Origin of the sequence: Leucobacter aridicollis, from assembly GCF_013409595.1 — a bacterium.
GTDB lineage: Bacteria > Actinomycetota > Actinomycetes > Actinomycetales > Microbacteriaceae > Leucobacter > Leucobacter aridicollis.
Genome location: NZ_JACCBD010000001.1, coordinates 369,456 through 387,769 on the forward strand (window position 1 = coordinate 369,456; position 18,314 = coordinate 387,769).

General features: G+C 70.8%; 15 protein-coding genes. 13 read left to right on the forward strand and 2 right to left on the reverse strand.

Going from position 1 to position 18,314, the window contains the following annotated elements; translation table 11 throughout:
• Window positions 1–4 precede the first annotated feature (4 nt).
• Window positions 5–625, forward strand: coding sequence for a dTMP kinase (gene tmk / locus BJ960_RS01630; protein ID WP_185985990.1), 621 nt, complete (start codon window positions 5–7; stop codon window positions 623–625).
• A 173-nt stretch (window positions 626–798) separates the two neighbouring features.
• On the opposite strand, the gene BJ960_RS01635 is transcribed toward tmk, so the two are convergent.
• Window positions 799–2,193, reverse strand: coding sequence for a glutamyl-tRNA reductase (locus tag BJ960_RS01635; protein WP_185985991.1), 1,395 nt, complete (start codon window positions 2,191–2,193; stop codon window positions 799–801).
• A 110-nt stretch (window positions 2,194–2,303) separates the two neighbouring features.
• Here BJ960_RS01635 and hemE point away from each other — a divergent pair, with 110 nt between their 5' ends.
• The 6 genes from hemE to hemL are packed head-to-tail and all read left to right on the forward strand — an operon-like array spanning window position 2,304 to window position 9,086.
• Window positions 2,304–3,413, forward strand: a complete 1,110-nt coding sequence (gene hemE / locus BJ960_RS01640; RefSeq protein WP_185985992.1) for a uroporphyrinogen decarboxylase — start codon at window positions 2,304–2,306, stop codon at window positions 3,411–3,413.
• The gene (locus BJ960_RS01645; protein ID WP_185985993.1) at window positions 3,403–4,869 is read left to right on the forward strand and encodes a protoporphyrinogen/coproporphyrinogen oxidase; all 1,467 of its coding nucleotides are present in this window, start codon (window positions 3,403–3,405) and stop codon (window positions 4,867–4,869) included. The genes hemE and BJ960_RS01645 overlap by 11 nt, the downstream gene beginning before the upstream one ends.
• A complete protein-coding gene (hemC, locus tag BJ960_RS01650; protein ID WP_185985994.1) occupies window positions 4,866–5,903 on the forward strand; it encodes a hydroxymethylbilane synthase in 1,038 nt (345 codons plus the stop codon). The genes BJ960_RS01645 and hemC overlap by 4 nt, the downstream gene beginning before the upstream one ends.
• Window positions 5,900–6,751, forward strand: coding sequence for a uroporphyrinogen-III synthase (locus BJ960_RS01655; protein WP_185985995.1), 852 nt, complete (start codon window positions 5,900–5,902; stop codon window positions 6,749–6,751). Before hemC ends, BJ960_RS01655 begins: the two co-directional genes overlap by 4 nt.
• On the forward strand, window positions 6,748–7,722 hold the full coding sequence (gene hemB, locus BJ960_RS01660) for a porphobilinogen synthase (protein WP_185985996.1): 975 nt from the start codon (window positions 6,748–6,750) through the stop codon (window positions 7,720–7,722). The genes BJ960_RS01655 and hemB overlap by 4 nt, the downstream gene beginning before the upstream one ends.
• Window positions 7,719–9,086, forward strand: coding sequence for a glutamate-1-semialdehyde 2,1-aminomutase (gene hemL, locus BJ960_RS01665; protein ID WP_185985997.1), 1,368 nt, complete (start codon window positions 7,719–7,721; stop codon window positions 9,084–9,086). Before hemB ends, hemL begins: the two co-directional genes overlap by 4 nt.
• Before the next feature lie 378 nt (window positions 9,087–9,464).
• Here hemL and purL read toward each other — a convergent pair whose 3' ends face one another.
• Window positions 9,465–11,792, reverse strand: coding sequence for a phosphoribosylformylglycinamidine synthase subunit PurL (gene purL / locus BJ960_RS01670; protein WP_185985998.1), 2,328 nt, complete (start codon window positions 11,790–11,792; stop codon window positions 9,465–9,467).
• A gap of 138 nt (window positions 11,793–11,930) precedes the next feature.
• On the opposite strand from purL, the gene BJ960_RS01675 reads away from it, so the two are divergent.
• The 6 genes from BJ960_RS01675 (at window position 11,931) to BJ960_RS01700 (ending at window position 18,124) form a co-directional block, all read left to right on the forward strand.
• Complete coding sequence (locus BJ960_RS01675; protein ID WP_185985999.1) at window positions 11,931–12,893, forward strand: hypothetical protein; 963 nt, start codon at window positions 11,931–11,933, stop codon at window positions 12,891–12,893.
• 97 nt (window positions 12,894–12,990) lie between these two features.
• Window positions 12,991–14,019, forward strand: a complete 1,029-nt coding sequence (locus BJ960_RS17120; protein WP_185986000.1) for a GNAT family N-acetyltransferase — start codon at window positions 12,991–12,993, stop codon at window positions 14,017–14,019.
• Between the two features lie 224 nt (window positions 14,020–14,243).
• Window positions 14,244–15,254, forward strand: coding sequence for a siderophore ABC transporter substrate-binding protein (locus BJ960_RS01685; RefSeq protein WP_307814706.1), 1,011 nt, complete (start codon window positions 14,244–14,246; stop codon window positions 15,252–15,254).
• On the forward strand, window positions 15,251–16,342 hold the full coding sequence (locus BJ960_RS01690; RefSeq protein WP_185986001.1) for an ABC transporter permease: 1,092 nt from the start codon (window positions 15,251–15,253) through the stop codon (window positions 16,340–16,342). Before BJ960_RS01685 ends, BJ960_RS01690 begins: the two co-directional genes overlap by 4 nt.
• Complete coding sequence (locus tag BJ960_RS01695; protein WP_121073866.1) at window positions 16,335–17,363, forward strand: iron chelate uptake ABC transporter family permease subunit; 1,029 nt, start codon at window positions 16,335–16,337, stop codon at window positions 17,361–17,363. Before BJ960_RS01690 ends, BJ960_RS01695 begins: the two co-directional genes overlap by 8 nt.
• The gene (locus BJ960_RS01700; RefSeq protein ID WP_121073863.1) at window positions 17,360–18,124 is read left to right on the forward strand and encodes an iron ABC transporter ATP-binding protein; all 765 of its coding nucleotides are present in this window, start codon (window positions 17,360–17,362) and stop codon (window positions 18,122–18,124) included. Before BJ960_RS01695 ends, BJ960_RS01700 begins: the two co-directional genes overlap by 4 nt.
• Window positions 18,125–18,314 lie beyond the last annotated feature (190 nt).

Below are 18,314 nucleotides of genomic sequence, written 5' to 3' on the forward strand. Positions count from 1 at the left end.
CCGCATGTTCATCACCCTCGAGGGCGGGGACAGCGTCGGCAAAACGACGCAGGCGGCGATGCTCGAGGCCTGGCTGACCAGCGAGGGCCGCGAGGTCGTGCGCACGCGGGAGCCGGGCGGCACACCGCTCGGCGTCGAGGTGCGCAGGTTGCTGCTGCACGGAGGCGACGAGATCGGTGCCGTTGACCCACGCGCCGAGGCGCTGCTGTACGCGGCGGACCGCGCGCAGCACGTTGCAAAGGTGGTTCGGCCCGCGATTGAGCGCGGCGCGGTCGTCGTGCAGGATCGGTACATCGACTCCTCCCTCGCCTACCAGGGCGCAGGCCGAGTCCTCGACGTCGATGAGGTCCGCCGCATCAGCGAGTGGGCGGTCGGGGGGTTGTGGCCCGACGTCACGGTGCTGTTCGACCTCGCGCCAGAGATCGCGGCCGGCAGGCGCTCGTCGCGAGACGACGACAGGCTTGAGGCCGAGCGGCAGGAGTTCCACGAGGCCGTCCGGGCCGCCTACCACGGGCTCGCTGCGGCGTCGCCGGAGCGATTCCTCGTCGTCGACGCCTCGGGAACTCCCGAGGAGATCCACGCCGTCGTGCGTGCCCGGGTCGCGGAGCGCCTCGCCGCAGCCTGACGTCCGCGTACCGCCGGCACCTGCTGGTTTCGAGCGCGAGCGAGGCGCTTCCCTGCAAAAGAGCACTGTTCTCGCAGTGGGGAACTACCTGTTCGGCAGGAAAAGCCCTGTTTGGCGGGGGGAGGTTTGAGGGTGAGCCCGTGATTCGGCCAGCCGGCGAGGTGGGATCGGACTCAGTCGGCGTGGGTGGGGCCGCCGGACTGGGTCTCGATACCGAAGAGCGTCTCGAGCGCCTCGGCAGCGGCGGGCACGCGGCCCTCGCGCCCGAGTGTGCGGATCCGCGTCATCGGCGTGTGCAGTAGCTTGCCCGTGAACCGGCGCAGCGCGGCCTCGTAGTCGGCCGTGACGAAGGTGGCATCGGCGCCAGTACGGTCGGAAGCCACGCCAGTACGGTCGGAAGCCACGCCGGTGCCAGCGCCGGTGCCTGTGCCAGAGCCGGTGTCAGCGCCAGCGCCAGTGGGCGATTCGAGGCCCGCGCCCGCCCCCGCCGAGGCCGCCGACTGCGAGGCCGCCCTGGCCCGGCAGAGCTCGTCTTCGAGAATGCCCATCACGTGCGTGCGGAGCGCGAGCAGCGCCGGCAGCGCGTCCCGTTCCGCCCGGGACGCGGAGAACTCGTCGGCGGCCTGTCGCACGATCTCGTGCGCTTCGGCCGCGGTGCTGAGCTCTTCGACGGGCGCGTGCTTTGACACCGTCTCGAGGTCGAGCAGTTCGATTCCGGGGAGCTCTGCGACGGCGTGTTCGATGTTCCTGGGCATCCCCAGGTCGATGAGCAGTCGCTCGTTCGTTTCGGCCGCCCCCGGGCGCAGCAGCTCGGCCGTGAGCACGGGCTCCTCCGCGCGGGTGCAGGCGACAACGACGTCGGCGGCGCTGAGCGCCTCCGCGAGTTCGCCCTGCGGTACGACGATGAGGTCGTGCTCTGCGGCGTAGGTCTCGGCCCTGCCCGAGGGGGAGTACACCCGGATCGCACCCGCCCCGCGCGCCCGAAGCGCCGCCACCGTGGCGCCGGCGTAGGCGCCCGTGCCGATGAGCAGCACGTGTGCGGAACCCCAATCTGCCACCCGGGCCTCCGCCATGCGCAGCGCGAGCCGCACGAGCGACCGGCCGGCCGAGCGGATGTCGGTGCGGTGCCCCACCTCGCGCGAGGTGCGGGTCGCGGTGCGGAAGAGATGCTCGAGGTCGTGGGTGAGCGTGCCGCGGGCCCGTGCGTCGTCGTGGGCGCGCCTGACCTGGCCCGCGATCTCGCTCTCGCCGACCACGGCCGACTGCAGGCCGGCGGCGACGGCGAAGAGGTGCGCCGCGGTGTCGTGATCGGTGGCGCTGCTCGAGGCGGCCGCGAGCTCGGCGACGTCGATCCCCGTTGACGCAGCGACGCGCGCGAGCACCGGCTCCGGCCTGCCCTGGCCCGTCTCGGCGTAGATCTCGAAGCGGTTGCATGTCGCGAGGACGACCGAGCCGACGGTGAGCGTGGGGTCGTCGAGCCCCGCCGCGATGTCCTCGGAGCGCTTCGAGAGGGCCTCAAGGAGCTCGAACGGCGCGCGTTCGAGGCTGAAAGAAAGGGAAAGAAGCATGCGCGTTTCTGTGATCGTGAGGGTGATCTGGCTGACGAAAAGCAAGCAAATCACGCGAACCTGAGCACATCAGATTTATCACATCAGATCTATGGGTTACTATCTCGGCGATGAAACTTCTCAGCGAAACCCATCCGCTCGTCACCGGGCGTACCAGCAACTCCCCGCTCGTTCGCGCCCTCCGGGGCGAGCGGCCCGACCGCGTGCCCGTGTGGTTCATGCGGCAGGCGGGCCGCTCGCTGCCCGAGTACCGGGCGCTGCGCTCCGAGCATCGTATGCTCGACGCCTGTCTCAACCCTGAACTCGCGAGCGAGATCACGCTGCAGCCGGTGCGGCGGCACGGCGTCGACGCGGCGGTGTTCTTCAGCGACATCGTGGTGCCGCTGCTCCTCGCGGGCGTGGACGTCGACCTCGTCGCCGGCGTCGGCCCGGTCTTCGCGGAGCCCGTCCGCACCGCGGCTGAGGTTGCGCTGTGCCGGGCCGAGTACACTCCGGAGCGGCTGCGGGCGGCGCTCGGTCCGATCCGAGAGGCCGTCGCGCTCACCGTCGCCGAGCTCGGCGAGACGCCGCTCATCGGCTTCGCCGGTGCGCCCTTCACGCTCGCGGCATACCTCGTCGAGGGGCGGCCGTCGCGCGAGCACCTGCGCGCTCGGACGCTCATGCAGTCTGACCCGGAGACCTGGCGTGCGCTGCTCTCGTGGACCGCGGAGCTCAGCGCCGTGTTCCTCGAGGCGCAGATCGAGGCCGGGGCGAGCGCGGTGCAGTTGTTCGACTCGTGGGCGGGGTCCCTGAGCGCCGCCGCGTACCGCGAGCACGTCGCCCCGGCGTCGCGGCAGGCGCTCGGGCTTGCGCGGCAGCTCGCGTACCCGCATCCGTGGGAGGCAGGAGCCCAGGCCCGTGTCCCCGTCATTCACTTCGCGGTGGGCTCCGGGCACCTCCTCGAAGAGCTCACCGCCCTTGACCCAGATGCGGTCGGCGTCGACTGGCGCACGCCGCTCGACGAGGCGAGTGCGCGCCTGGGCGACAGGATGCCGCTTCAGGGCAATATCGACCCCGCGTTCCTTGGCGCCCCGGCGGCAGTCCTCGACGCGCACGTCGCCGACGTGCTCGCCCGCGGGGAGCGGGCCCCGGCGCACATCCTGAACCTCGGCCACGGTGTGCCGCCCGAGACGGACCCCGACGTGCTCACCCGCATCGTGCAGCTCGCGCATGCACGCTAGCGCCCACGCGCGGCCACACATCGCCGTCGTCGGCGGGGGCATCTCCGGGCTTGTTGCGGCCCGCGAGCTCGCCCGCGCCGGTGCGGCCGTCACGCTCGTTGAGCGTGGCGAGCGGCTCGGCGGTCGGGTGCGCGGGGCCGAGCTCGGCGGCGCGACGTTCGACGTCGGCGCGGAGGCATTCGCGACCCGCGGGGGAGCGGTCGCCGCGCTCATCGCCGATCTCGGGCTCTCGGGCCGGATCGTGCAGCCGGCGCAGCTCGGTTCCTGGGTGGTGACGGCAGACGGCGCCCTCCCGCTGCCTCCGGGCGGCGCCGTCGGGATCCCAGCGAGGCCCCTTGCCGCATCAGTCCGGGCGCACCTCGGGCTGCGCGGAGCCCTCCGCGTCGCTGTCGAGCCCCTGCTGCGGCGCGACAGGCCTGGCGCACGGGCGTCCGCGGGGGCAGAGGCGGAGGCAGGCGCAGCGACTGAGACGCTCGGCGCGCTCGTCCGCCGCCGGCTCGGGGAGCGTGCCCTCGACAGGCTCGTGCGGCCGATCGCGCTCGGCGTGTACTCCACGGATCCGGATCTGCTCGAACTCTCGGCGGTGCCCGGACTGGCCGACGCGTACGCGCGGACCGGCTCGCTCGTGCGGGCGGCGAGGCAGCTCCGCGACTCAAGCGTCGCGGCTGGCGGCGCCGTCGCCGCACTCGCTGGCGGGATGACGACGCTCGTCGACGCGCTCGCCGCCGACGCAGCGGACCGGGGCAGCGAGATCCGCACGGGCTCCCGGGTCGTCGAACTTACGCGCGGCGTTTCTGAGCATGGCGCGGAGCCGGGCCGGCCCTCCGGGGCCCAGTGGACGTTGCGGGACGGGTCGGGCAAGACGATCCTCCGCTGCGACGCGGTGCTCCTCGCCGTGCCCGAGACGGTGGCGGCCGCGCTCCTCGCCGAGCGCACGCCCCCGCCGGCCGAGCACGACATCGAGGTCGTCGCGCTCGCGGTCGCAGACCCGCGACTCGACGCCGCACCGCGCGGCACCGGAGCGCTCGTCGCCGAGGGCGCGGGCATTGCTGCGAAGGCGCTCACCCACGCAACGGCGAAATGGCCGGACCGGGCCGCGACCGTGCCCGCGGGCACGCACGTGATCCGGCTCTCCTACGGTCGCGCCGGCGCAGCCCCTGAGACCGCCGCGCTCCCCGACGCGGAGGCGCTGGATCTCGCGTGCCGCGACGCCTCTCTGATTCTCGGGGTGCCCATCGACCCCGCCGCGGTGCTCGGGTGGACGCGCCAGCCGTGGCAGGTCGGCGCGCCACCCGGGCGAGCGCCGCGGCTCGCCCCGCCCCCGGGCGTGGAAGTCGCCGGCGACTGGGTGAGCGGCACGGGGCTCGCCTCCGTCGTTCCCGGCGCCCGCGCGGCCGCGGCCCGCATTCTCGAACACCTCACCGCAACGAACGAAAGCTCGGTATCGCCAGCATGACCGCATTTCACGCACCCGCATCACCCGCACCGGCAGGCGCCGCTACTCCGGGCTCGGTCACCCGCGCCGCCGGTGCGGTCGCGGCCGCGCCGGGGCTCCTGCGCATCGGCACCCGCGGCAGCGCGCTCGCGGTCTCGCAGACGACGACGGTCGCCGAGGCGATCGCGCGCGCGACGGGAGTCGACGTCGTGCTCGTGATCATCACCACCCACGGCGACGTGTCGCGGGCCCCGCTCGCGCAGCTCGGCGGCACCGGCGTCTTCGTGAGCGCGCTGCGTGAGGCCCTCGTCGCCGGGGAGTGCGACCTTGCGGTGCACTCGTTGAAGGACCTGCCAACGGGCCCGTGCGACGGGATTACCCTCGGCGCCGTCCCCGTGCGGGCCGACCCGCGGGACGCGCTCTGCGCGCGCGACGGCATGACGCTTGCGACGCTGCCCATCGGCGCGAGGGTTGGCACCGGATCGCCGAGGCGCGCCGCGCAGCTGCTCGCCCGTCGGCCGGACCTGCAGGTGTCGGACATCCGCGGCAACGTCGACACCCGGCTCGCCCGGATCACCGACGACCTCGACGCGGTCGTGCTCGCCGCGGCTGGCCTCGACAGGATCGGCCGAAGCGACGCGATCTCCGAACGCTTCCCCCTTCACGCCGCGCCGCCAGCGCCGGGCCAGGGCGCCCTCGCGATCGAGGTGCGCTCGACTGATGTAGCACTGCCGGTGATGCGCCGGGCGCTCGCCGCGCTGAACGACCCGCGGGCGCGGGCCGAGGCGATCGCCGAGCGCGCGCTGCTCGGCACGCTCGAAGCCGGGTGCGCCGCACCGATCGGGGCGACCGCAGCGGTCGAGGGCGGCACCCTGACGCTCTCGGCAACGGTCTACCGGCTCGACGGCAGCGAGCAGCTCACGGCGGCCGCAAGCGCAGCGTGGGACGCCGCCATGCCGGATGCCGCCGCGCCGACGGAACTCGGGCGCCGCGCCGCGGAGGAGCTGCTCGCCCGCGGGGCGGAGCAGCTCGCACCACTGGGTGGCACGAGATGACCCTCGCGAACCTGGCTGACCCGCCGACGCTCGGCGGGCGGATCGTGCTCGTGCCGCGCGGCGGCGAACGGGGCGAGCGGATCGCCGAGCACGTGCGCACCCTCAGCGGCGAGGCGGTCCTCGTCCCGCTCATCGAACAGCTGCCGCCGCACGATGGCGCGGCGCTTCGCGCCGCGATCGCGCGCGTCAACGCCGGACACTACGGCTGGGTCGCCGTCACGAGCGTGCACGGCGCCGACGCGCTCATCTCGGGTGGGGCGCTCTCCGGTCGAGCCCGGATCGCGGCCGTCGGCCCCGCGACGGCGGAGCGTCTCGAGGCCGCCGGGTTCGACGTCGACCTCATCCCCGCCGAGTTCACGGGCGCGCGGCTGGCCGAGCGGCTCGCCGCCGAGCGTGCGGGCGGGGCGGGCGCGGCAGTGGGGGATCCTGATCCCGCCGACCGCGTGCTCCTCCCGCTCTCAGACCTCGCCGATCAGACCGTCGAGAACGGGCTGCGCGAGGCGGGCTTCGAGCCCGAGCGCGTCACGGCCTACCGCACCGTCCCCGTTGCCGCCGTCCGCGCCGACGCCGAGCTCCGGCCGCGGCTCGGTGCCGTGCTCGTCTTCAGCTCGTCCGGCGCGCGGGCGCTAGCCGGCCGCTTCGCGCCGCTCCCACCCGGAGCGCTCGTCGCCGCGATCGGTGAACCCACCGCCCGCGAACTCGCGCGGCTCGGCATCCCCGCTGCCGTCGTCGCCGCCGAGCACACCGCGGCGGGCACGGTGCGGGCGCTCGCCGAGCACTGCGCGCGCCTGAGCTCCGGCCCGACAGCTTTCACTGAAACCACCAACCGAGAAGGAACCGACGCATGACCCCCACTGTTCGCCCCAGGCGGCTCCGCGCGACGCCAGCGATGCGCGGCCTCGCCACCGAGACCCGCGTGCACCCCCGCGACCTGATCCTCCCGATGTTCGTGCGCGAGGGGATCGACGCGCCGTTCCCGATCGGCTCCATGCCGGGCGTCGTGCAGCACACTCTCGACTCCCTCCGTGCCGCGGTCGCGGAGGCGGCCGCGGCCGGGGTCGGGGGCGTCATGCTGTTCGGGATCCCGGCGGTGCGCGACGCCCGGGGCAGTGCTGCGGACGACCCCGCTGGCATCCTCAATGTCGCGACCGCCGCCGTCCGCGCTGAGGCCGGCGACGCGCTCGTCGTGCAGACCGATCTGTGCCTCGACGAGTTCACCGACCACGGGCACTGCGGGGTGCTCACTGCCGACGGCGCCGCCGTCGACAACGATGCGACCCTCGACCGGTACCGCGCGATGGCCGTCGCGCAGGCCGAGGCCGGGTCGGAACTCCTTGGGCTGTCGGGCATGATGGACGGCCAGGTCGCCGCCGTGCGCGAGGCGCTCGACGACGCCGGTCACCCCGACACGGCGCTGCTCGCCTACTCGGCGAAGTACGCCTCGGCGTTCTACGGGCCGTTCCGCGAGGCGGTGGACTCGCAGCTCACCGGCGACCGCAAGGGCTACCAGATGAACCCGGCGAACCGCCGCGAGGGGCTCCGCGAGGCCGAACTCGACGTGCTCGAAGGCGCCGACATCGTCATGGTGAAGCCCGCGATGAGCTACCTCGACGTGCTCGCCGACGTCGCGGCCGTCAGCCCCGTGCCCGCCTGGGCCTACCAGGTGTCGGGTGAGGCCGCCATGATCGAGGCTGCGGCCCAGAACGGCTGGATCGACAGGCGGCGGGCGATCGAGGAGTCCGTGCTCGGGATCAAGCGGGCAGGGGCTGATGCGATCCTGAGCTACTTCGCCACCGAGCTCGCGGGGTGGCTGCGATGAGCGCGGCGGAGGCCGCGACCCGGCCGCTTCGCTCGGAACCCGGCGCGACCGGTCCAGCCAGCGCGAACGCTGAGTTCGCCGCGCGGGCCGCCGGCGTGATTCCCGGCGGCGTGAACTCGCCCGTGCGCGCGTTCGGCTCGGTCGGCGGCACACCCAGGTTCTTCGTCAGCGGAAGCGGCGCGACGGTCACCGACGCCGACGGTCGCGAGTACGTCGACCTCGTCGGGGCGTGGGGCCCTGCCCTCCTCGGCCACGCGCACCCTGCGGTCGTCGAGGCCGTGCAGCAGGCGGCCGCGCGCGGCCTCGGGTTCGGCGCGTCCGTGCCCGGCGAGTACGAGCTGGCAGAGGAGATCATCGCGCGCATGCCCGAGGTCGACCTCGTGCGCCTCGTGTCCACGGGCACCGAGGCGACGATGACGGCGATCCGCGTCGCCCGCGGAGCGACCGGGCGGCCGCTCATCATCAAGTTTGCGGGGCACTACCACGGGCACTCGGACGGGCTGCTCGCGGCCGCGGGCTCGGGGCTCGCGACGTTCGGCCTACCGGGGTCCGCGGGGGTCACCGCCGAGACCGCGGCGCAGACCCTCGTGTTGCCCTACAACAACCTCGCGGCCCTCGAGCACGCGTTCGCTACGCACCCCAGCGAGATCGCCGCCGTCATCACGGAGTCCGCCGCAGCGAATATGGGGATCCTGCCGCCCGACCCTGGCTTCACCGAGGGGCTCATCCGCCTCGCCCACGCGCACGGCGCGCTCGTCATCACCGACGAGGTGCTGACAGGCTTCCGAGCGAGCGCCGCCGGGTACTGGGGGATCGAACGTGCGACCATGCCCGATGGCCTGCAGCCCGACCTGTTCACCTTCGGCAAGGTCGTGGGTGGCGGGCTGCCACTCGCCGCGCTCGGCGGCAGACGCGACCTCATGGAACAGCTCGCCCCGCTCGGGCCCGTGTACCAGGGCGGAACGCTCTCGGGCAATCCGCTCGCTGTCGCGGCCGGGCTGACGACGCTGCGACACGCGGACGACGCGGTCTACGAGCGGCTGTCGGCGGCCGCAGACGCGCTCGCGGTCGAACTCGACGACGCGCTGACCGCCGCAGGTGTCGCCCACCGGGTACAGCGGGCGGGGACGCTGCTCAGCGTGCTCTTCGGCGACTACCCGGTCGCGCCCGCCACCTACGACGACGTGCTCGGGCAAGACACCGCAAAGCACCGGGCGTTCTTCCACTCGATGCTCGAGGCCGGGGTGAACCTGCCGCCAAGCGCCTTCGAAGCCTGGTTCGTGAGCGCCGCGCACGACGACAGAGTCATCGGGAGGATCGCCGAGGCGCTGCCGGCCGCGGCTCGGGCCGCCGCCGCGGCGTAGGAGCGCTTCGGGCTGGCACTCGGGTTTTGGCAGGGGTTCGGGCTGGGCTCGGGCTCGGACTTCGGCCCGGGCTCGGGGTTTCGGCCAGGCTCGGGCTTCGGCCCGGGCTCCGGCTCGGTGCTCAGTCGTACGGCCTGGGATCTGCAGAAGATCTGCCCGTGCGCGGGTGGAACGGCATATGAATTGCAGAACGCATTGGCAATGCCGGGCTGGGGTGGGGCCGGTCGGGGGCGCTGGTTGTGACTGAGGCGGCCCGGGCGCGGCTGGGATGGGACCAGGTATGCCGGGCACGGCCTGGGCCCGAGCACGCAAACGGGGAGGGCGCCACCGAATGGTGACGCCCTCCCCGTTCTGAGCCTCAGGGCTCAACGCACTGGATTACTCCGCGATGACCGGACCGAAGGCCGCGGGCAGCGTTGCCTCAACCGATGCGCGAAGCTCGGCGAGGGGGAGCGTGAAGCGATCCTGAACCTCGATCGCAGCGTCCGCGCCCGCAAGATCGGTGACGCCAACCTTGAGCACGGGGTAGTTCCGGCCCTCGCAGAGGCCGCGGAACTTTACGTCCTCCTCGTGGGGAACGGCGACGAGCACGCGGCCCTGGGTCTCCGAGAAGAGCGCGGCGACAGCGTCGACGCCGTCGCGCTCCATGATCTCCGTGATCCACACGCGAGCACCGATGCCGAAGCGGAGCGCGCCGTCGACGATGGCCTGCGCGAGGCCACCCTCTGACAGGTCGACCGCGGCCGAGAGCAGCCCGCCCTGGCTCGCCGCGTGGAGCAGCTCGGCCAGCGTGCGCTCAGCGTCGAGGTCGGCCTTCGGGGGGAGCCCGCCGAGGTGGGAGTGCACGGCCTCAGCCCATGCCGAGCCGTCGAGCTCGTCGCGGGTCACGCCGAGCAGGTACAGGTTCTCGCCCTGATCCTGCCAACCCGACGGGATGCGGCGAGCGACGTCGTCGATGATGCCGAGCACGCCAACAACGGGAGTCGGGTGGATCGGGGTATCGCCGGTCTGGTTGTAGAACGACACGTTGCCGCCGGTGACGGGAACTTCGAGCTCGAGGCACGCGTCAGACAGGCCCTCGACGGCCTGCGAGAACTGCCACATGACCTCGGGGTTCTCGGGGCTGCCGAAGTTCAGGCAGTCGGTGACCGCGGTCGGCACCGCACCCGAGGTGGCGACGTTGCGGTACGCCTCGCCGAGCGCGAGCTGCGCGCCAGCGTGCGGGTCGAGCTGGCAGTAGCGGCCGTTCGCGTCGGTCGAGATCGCGACGCCGAGTCCGGTCTCCTCGTTCACGCGGATCATGCCGGCGCCGTCGGGGAAGGACAGCGCGGTGTTGCCGCCGACGTAGTAGTCGTACTGGTTCGTGACCCACGACACGTCTGCCTGGTTCGGCGACGAGGAGACAGCGAGCAGCTGCGCGCGGAGCGCGTCGCCGTCCTCGTCGCGTGCGAGACCCGCAGCGTTGACCGAGTCGGCCTGGAGAGCGTCGATCCACGTCGGGTAGGCAACCGGGCGCTCGTAGACGGGGCCGTCGACGGCGACGGTGGAGGGATCGACGTTCACGATCTCCTCGCCGCGCCAGTTGATGACGAGACGGTTCGTGTCGGTGACCTCACCGAGCACGCTCGTCTCGACGTCCCACTTCGCGGTCACCGCGAGGAACTCGTCGAGCTTCTCGGGCGCGACGATCGCCATCATGCGCTCCTGGCTCTCCGACATGAGGATCTCCTCAGCCGTGAGCGACGGGTCGCGCAGCAGCACGCTGTCGAGCTCGATGAACATGCCGCCGTCACCGTTCGCCGCGAGCTCGCTCGTCGCGCACGAGATGCCGGCAGCACCGAGGTCCTGGATGCCCTCGACGAGCTCGCCCTGGAACAGCTCGAGGCAGCACTCGATGAGCACCTTCTCGGCGAAGGGGTCGCCGACCTGCACGGCGGGGCGCTTCGTGGGGCCGCCCTCATCGAACGAGTCGGAGGCGAGGATCGACGCGCCGCCGATGCCGTCGCCGCCGGTGCGGGCGCCGAAGAGCACGACCTTGTTGCCGAGGCCGGAGGCGTTCGCGGTGTGGAGATCCTCGTGGCGGAGCACGCCGACGCCGAGCGCGTTCACGAGCGGGTTCTGCTGGTAGACGCCGTCGAACACGGTCTCGCCGCCGAGGTTCGGGAGGCCGAGGCAGTTCGCGTACGACGAGATGCCCGAGACGACGCCGTGCACGACGCGCGCGGTATCGGGATCGTCGATCGCGCCGAACCGCAGCTGATCCATGACCGCGACGGGTCGTGCGCCCATCGAGATGATGTCGCGGATGATGCCGCCTACGCCGGTTGCGGCCCCCTGGAACGGCTCAATGTAGGAGGGGTGATTGTGGCTCTCCACCTTGAACGTGACAGCGAGCCCCTCGCCAACGTCGATGACGCCGGCGTTCTCGCCCATGCCGACGAGCAGTCGCTCGCGCATCTTGTCGTTGACCTTCTTGCCGAACTGGCGCAGGTAAATCTTCGACGACTTGTACGAGCAGTGCTCGGACCACATCACCGAGTACATCGCCAGCTCGCCCGAGGTGGGGCGGCGGCCGAGGATCTCGCGAATCTTGTCGTACTCGTCTGGCTTGAGCCCGAGGGCCGCGTACGGCTGTTCTTTCTCGGGGGTGGCAGCCGCATCGGCGACCGTATCGGGGCGAATGGGAGAGGCAGCGAAGTCAGTCACCCCCTCAGTCTACGCGGCTTTCGAACGCAGAATTTCCCCCGTCACCCCCAGTGCGTGGGGCCCCTCGCAAAACCGTGAACTGGCGGTGGAATGACGCTTTTCCGCCCCTTCCCCGCCCGCAGGTGCCAAACTAGGGGTATGAGCGAACAGCAAGCGCCACAGTCAGCCCCGCAGGGCGTCGATCTCAACGCCGCCCAGACGTTGACCGGTGACCAGCCGGGCAAGAAGAAGCTGTCACTGTTTCTTCGTGTCAGCATCATCCTGCTGATCGGCCTCACACTCGCCTCAATCTCGCTGCTCTTCATCGGCGACTTCGAGGGACGTTTCGAGCGCATCTTCTCGACATTCGCACTGTTTGCGGTCTTCGTCGTACTGACGGCGATCGATACGAGCCGCGACCGCGCGAACGAGTGGTACGCGCCGGTCGCCCTCATCGCGAACACGTACATCCTTGGGCTCCTGCTCGTTGTCATCTGGATGACGCCGTACGATTCGTTCTCCCTGATGTTCCAGATCTTCTGGAAGTCGTTCCTCGTGATCCTCGTCACCCGACTCGTGATCCTCTGCTGCGAGCTGCTGCTGCGCACGGGCCGGGAGGACGACGAAGCCGGCAACCGGTTCGCATTCGTCACGAGCGTGCTTGCGGTGCTGTCGGGCATCCTGTTTACGGCCCCGGTCGGGATCGAGGCGTTCAGCCTCCACGTGCCGGACATGTACTGGAAGATTGCGACCGCTGTCCTGATCCTCACCGCTCTCGGCCTCTCCGTCACGCTGCTGCTGCGCTGGGCGAACAGCTCTGACGAGCGCACCGCCAGGCGCGAGGCCGACAAGGCCGCGCGCGGTGCTGCGGCGCTCACGGCGCCGACCGGCGCCGCTGAGCCGGCGGCAAGCGCTCCCGCAGTTCCCGCCGAGGCTCCCGCGCAGGCGGCGCCGCTGCTCCAGCAGGGGTCCGGCGAAACGCAGACTCCGCAGGACCAGCACGCGCCAGCCGAGGTGCTCCTCCCGTGGCCGACGTTCGCCGACGGCCGGCCGATCCCCGCTCGCCCCGACGGCCAGCCGGACTTCTCGGTGCCGGGCGCACCGCTCCCGCCCACGTTCTAGCTGAGCCTCGACGGGGCTCGCGACGGAACCTGTGTTGTCAGGCGCCCGCATCGGGTGCCTGGCAGTCCGGCGTCGTTCGCGGCCCTAGACTGACTGGGTGAATGCTGCAGTAACCCCACGTGTGCGCCCAATCCGGGCAGCTGAATACCCCGCCGAAGTCGCGCTCCTCGACGCCGCCTACGGGGCTGGCCCCTACGCCGCGGAGCTCGCGGGGGACCCAGAATGGGAGCGCTCGGTGAGCGACGTAGCCGGGCGAGACGCCGACGGCCGGGTCATTGTGGTTGAGGAGGCAGGCAGGCTGCTCGGAGCCGCCTCGGTACTGCGTCCCGAAAGCTCACACGCGAAGCTCGCGAGCGCCGGCGAAGCCGAGCTGCGGCTCGTCGCGGTCGCCCCGGAAGCGCAGGGGCGCGGCATCGGGGAGTCGCTCGTGCGGGCAGGTCTGGAAGTCGCGCTCGGCTGGGGGCGCTCGGCCATGCGGTTGGACACCGGCGTGCGCAATCCCGCGCAGCGGCTGTATGCCCGCCTGGGGTTCGACCACACCGTCGACCTAGACGCGCGGCTCGCGGGCACCGGCTATGGTGACTCGCTCACCTTTAAGTACGCGCTGCAGGATCGGTCCGACGTGCGAGTGCGGCTCATTCGCGACGAGGAGATCCCCGCGGTGAGCGACCTCGTGCTCGCTGCGTACCGCGACGACTATTCGCATCTCGCGGCCGACTACCTGGCTGACATTGCCGATGTTGCGGCGCGTGCGGCGACGCACCTCGTCTGGGTGGCGGAAGACACCGCGACGGGGGATCTGCTTGGCACCGTCACCACCCCGCGGTATCGGGAGCAGCTCACCACGGTTTCTGTGCCTGGGGAGATGGACATCCGGCTGCTCGGCGTCTCGCAGGCGGCCCGCGGGCGAGGGATCGGCGCCCTGCTCATGCAGCACACCCTGCGGCTCGCGCGGATCCGAGGGGCGAGCCGCCTCGTGCTCGAGACGAGCCAGATGATGGAGGCGGCGTGGCGGTTGTACGAGCGCCTGGAGTTCGCCAGGTTGGGAGAGCGGGACCGCACGATCACTCTCGCCAGCGGGGACGACCTGCGGCTCATGACGTACGGTTTCGCCCTCACGGCGTAGCGCAAGCGGCCCGCCGGGCGCCGGGGTGGCGTCACAGATGCCCAGATCAGGATGATAATTTCACCGAACGCTTGAACATCAGATGAATTCGAGGTTAGGGTTACCTAAGTGGGTTCCAGTGTTGGGCACATTCCCGTGCACGGGAATCAACACGGAACCCTTTTCGCTTCCATCCGGAAGCCGGCGCGCCAAACCCGAACCCCCGTCAAAAGGAATTCATTACCGTGACTCTCCGTACCTCTCGCAAGCCGCGCCTGCTCGGGCTCGCTGCAATCGCGGCAAGCGCCGCCCTCGTGCTCTCCGCCTGCAGCTCGTCGCCGTCCGAAGAGACCGACGCGAAACCCGAAGCCAGCGGCACAGTATCGATCACTGACAACTTCGGCACCGTCGACGTGCCGGTCAACCCCGAGACCGTCGTCGCGCTCGACAACCACGTCTTCGAGACGCTCACCGAGTGGAACGTCGACCTCGCGGCAGCGCCCAAGGGCATCATGGGCTCGGTCTGGCCCGGATACACCGACAACGACGACGTCGTCGACATCGGATCGCACCGCGAGCCCAACCTTGAGGCGATCGTCGCGGCCCAGCCCGACCTGATCATCGCCGGCTACCGCTTCGGCGACTCCTACGAGGACATCAAGAAGCAGAACCCGGACTCGGTCGTCATCGACATCGCCCCCCGCGAGGGCGAGGACCTCATGAGCGAGCTCAAGCGCGGCAACACTATCCTCGGCCAGATCTTCGATCACGAGGACGAGGCAGAGGCGACCAACGCCAAGCTCGACGACGCGATCGCCGGCGCGAAGGAAGCCTACAACGGCACCGACACCGTCATGGCAGTGAACACCTCGGGTGGCAAGATCGGGTACCTTGCTCCCGGCGTCGGCCGCTCGGTCGGACCCGTGTTCGGCGCCCTCGGGCTCGTTCCCGCGCTCGAGGTTGAGGGCGCATCGAGCGACCACCAGGGCGACGACATCTCGGTCGAGGCGATCGCCGCCTCGAACCCCGAGTGGATCATCGCGCTCGACCGCGACGCGTCGTTCGCCCCCGAGGAGCGCGAGGAGGGCTCGGCGCCGGCCGCTGAGCTCATCGCCGGTTCGGAGGCACTGAAGAACGTGCCCGCCGTCACCAAGGACAACATCATCTACCTCGACGCGAACTTCTACCTCACCGAGGACATCCACGCGTACACCGAACTGTTCGAGCAGATTCAGGCGGCTTTCGCAGCAGCATGAACGTGAACAGCACGCCCACCGACCCCGGTGGTGGAGGAACGCCCGCTCGCGAGAGCGGGCGTTCCCGCGTTCGACCCGTGGGGCCACGGCCAAGCATCGCGACCGCGCTTCCCGACGCCGGCGATGAGATCGCGCCGGAGAAGCGGGCGAAGATCTGGCCCCTAGCGGTCGCGACGCTCGCCGTTGCGGCCCTCCTCGCGCTCTCGCTCTTCGTCGGCGTGTACGACATCACGGACGGCGAACTCGGAGCCGAAATGATGTGGATCACGCGAGTCCCGCGGACGGTCGCCCTCATGCTCGCCGGTGCCGCGATGGCCGCGAGCGGGCTCGTCATGCAGATGCTCACGCAGAACCGCTTCGTCGACGCGACAACATCGGGGACCACCGAATGGGCGTCGCTCGGCCTCCTCCTCACCGCGATCGTCGCGCCGAGCGTCGGCCTTGTCGGCCGGATGGCTGTTTCGAGCCTGTTCGCGTTCGTCGGCGCGATGGCCTTCATGCTGATCCTCCGCCGCATCGTCATCCGTTCGACGCTCGTCGTGCCGCTCATCGGCATCATGCTCGGCGCGGTCGTCAGCGCGCTCACCACCTTCCTAGCCGTGCAGTTCAACCTCCTGCAGATGGTCGGCACCTGGTTCATGGGCAGCTTCACGAGCGTCGTCCGCGGCCGCTACGAGGTGCTCTGGATCGTCGCGATCGTCACGCTGCTCGTCTTCCTGCTCGCCGACCGGATCACCGTCGCTGGCCTCGGGCGGGAGGTCGCGACGAGCGTTGGCATGCGGTACGAGACGATCCTCATCGCGGGCACCGCCCTCGTCGCGGTCGCCGCAGGCGTGACGACCGTCGTCGTCGGTTTCCTCCCCTTCCTCGGCCTCGTCGTCCCGAACGTCGTCGCCACGCTTCGCGGCGACAACGTCCGCAGCAATCTGCCGTGGGTGTGCCTCGGCGGCATCGCCCTCGTCACGGTCTGCGACATCATCGGCCGCGTCGTCCGGATGCCGTTTGAGGTGCCGGTGTCCATGGTGCTCGGAATGGTCGGCGCCGTGGTCTTCATCACGATCCTGATGCGGGGGCGGTCGCGTGCGTGAACCCATCCAGCTCAGCCCGGCGGGCGAGCTTCCCATCCCACCCGAGCCGACGCTGCCGCGCTGGCGCCAGCTGCTCCCAATCGCGATTGTCTTCGCGGTCGCGATCCTCTTGGCGGTCGCGATCCTCACCTACGCGAACCCGGCGCAGCCGGGCAGCGCAGGATTCTGGGTGATCGTCCGCTCGCGCGCGGCATCGCTCGGCACGATCGCGCTCGTCGCGGTCTGTCAGGCTGTCGCGACCGTGCTCTTCCACACCGCGACCTCGAACCGGATCCTGACCCCGTCGATCCTCGGCTTCGATGCCCTCTACGTGCTCACCCAGACCGCGCTCGTTTACGTGTTTGGAACCGCGGCGTCGGGCCTCGAGGGCATTCCGAAGATTCTCGCCCAGAGCGGACTCATGGTGATCTTCGCAACGGCGCTCTACGGGTGGCTCTTCTCGGGCAAGCGAGCGAACCTGCACCTGCTGCTGCTCGTTGGCGTCGTACTCGGCATCGGGTTCGGCTCAGTCTCGACCTTCATGCAGCGGATGCTCACGCCGAGCGAGTTCGACGTGCTCAGCGCGCGCCTGTTCGGCAGCATCGGCAACGGCAACATCGAGTACCTGCCGTTCGCCGCGACGATCGCCCTCGGAATTCTCGTGTTCGTGTGGCGTCGCCGCAGGGTCTACGACGTCGTCGCGCTCGGGCGCGACGCCGCGGTCAGTCTCGGCGTGAACTACAGGCGCGAGGTCGTCACGATCCTCGTGCTCGTCGCCGTGCTCATCTCAGTGTCGGTGACGATGGTGGGGCCGATGACGTTCTACGGCTTCCTCGTCGCGACGCTCGCGTACCAGTTCGCCCGGAACGACTCGCACGCCGAGATCATCCCGCTCGCGATCGGCATCGGCCTCGTCACCCTCCTCGGGGCGACCTTCGTGCTCAAGCACATCTTCTCGGCTGGCGGCCTCGTGACCGTGATCATCGAGTTTGCGGGCGGCCTGCTCTTCCTCATCGTCCTGCTCAGAAAGGGGCTGCGTTGATCCAGCTCACCTCCGTCGGCAAGGAGTACGCCGGCAAGCGCGTGCTCGGCCCCATCGACCTCACGATCGAGCCGGGCGGCATTACCGCGCTCATCGGCCCGAACGGTGCCGGCAAATCGACGATGCTCACCATCATCGGCAGGCTCCTTGGCGCCGACGCTGGCACCGTGACCGTCGGCGGGCTCGACGTGACGCAGGCGAAGCCGAAGGAGCTTGCGAAGGTCGTGTCGATCCTGCGCCAGGAGAACCACTTCATGGCCAGGCTCACCGTGCGCCAGCTCGTCACATTCGGCAGGTTCCCGCACTCCGCCGGGCGCACGACCGAGGCGGACCGGCGTGCGATCCACGCGGCAATCGCGTTCCTCGACCTCGCCGGGATGGAGGATCGCTTCATCGACGAGCTCTCGGGCGGCCAGCGGCAGCGCGCGTTCGTCGCGATGGTGCTCGCGCAGGATACGGACTACGTGCTGCTCGACGAGCCGCTCACGGGCCTCGACATGCGGCACGCGGCCGGCATGATGCGGCAGCTGCGCGCGGCCGCCGACGCTCTCGGGAAGACGATCGTGCTCGTCGTGCATGACGTGAACTTCGCCTCCGCGTACGCCGACAGAATTATTGCGCTCGCCGACGGGGAGCTCGTCGCGTCGGGCACGCCAGACGAGATCATGACCCCCGAGGTGCTCGAGCGCGTCTTCGGGACCGAGGTCGAAGTCATCGAGCACGGCGGCCACAAGGTCGCGATCTACTACCGCGTGGAGTGACCTGCGCGGCGCGGGCGAGGGGCTTGGCCAACCCCGGCTCGCGCCCGGCTCGCGCCCGGCGCCCACCTAGCCACCCCCGGCACGCCAGAGAGCCCCATCTCTGCAAGACACCCCGTACCCGACGGTAGGTAAGGCAGGAGCTTGCAGCGAACTACCTCGCTCGCGGCCTTGCCTACCGGAACAAGCGTCA

Excerpts from the sequence above, each read along its gene's own strand:
- tmk (WP_185985990.1), top strand. The coding sequence starts at position 5 with ATGTTCATCACCCTCGAGGGCGGGGACAGCGTCGGCAAAACGACGCAG.
- BJ960_RS01635 (WP_185985991.1), bottom strand. The coding sequence starts at position 2,193 with ATGCTTCTTTCCCTTTCTTTCAGCCTCGAACGCGCGCCGTTCGAGCTC.
- hemE (WP_185985992.1), top strand. The coding sequence starts at position 2,304 with ATGAAACTTCTCAGCGAAACCCATCCGCTCGTCACCGGGCGTACCAGC.
- BJ960_RS01645 (WP_185985993.1), top strand. The coding sequence starts at position 3,403 with ATGCACGCTAGCGCCCACGCGCGGCCACACATCGCCGTCGTCGGCGGG.
- hemC (WP_185985994.1), top strand. The coding sequence starts at position 4,866 with ATGACCGCATTTCACGCACCCGCATCACCCGCACCGGCAGGCGCCGCT.
- BJ960_RS01655 (WP_185985995.1), top strand. The coding sequence starts at position 5,900 with ATGACCCTCGCGAACCTGGCTGACCCGCCGACGCTCGGCGGGCGGATC.
- hemB (WP_185985996.1), top strand. The coding sequence starts at position 6,748 with ATGACCCCCACTGTTCGCCCCAGGCGGCTCCGCGCGACGCCAGCGATG.
- hemL (WP_185985997.1), top strand. The coding sequence starts at position 7,719 with ATGAGCGCGGCGGAGGCCGCGACCCGGCCGCTTCGCTCGGAACCCGGC.
- BJ960_RS01675 (WP_185985999.1), top strand. The coding sequence starts at position 11,931 with ATGAGCGAACAGCAAGCGCCACAGTCAGCCCCGCAGGGCGTCGATCTC.
- BJ960_RS01690 (WP_185986001.1), top strand. The coding sequence starts at position 15,251 with ATGAACGTGAACAGCACGCCCACCGACCCCGGTGGTGGAGGAACGCCC.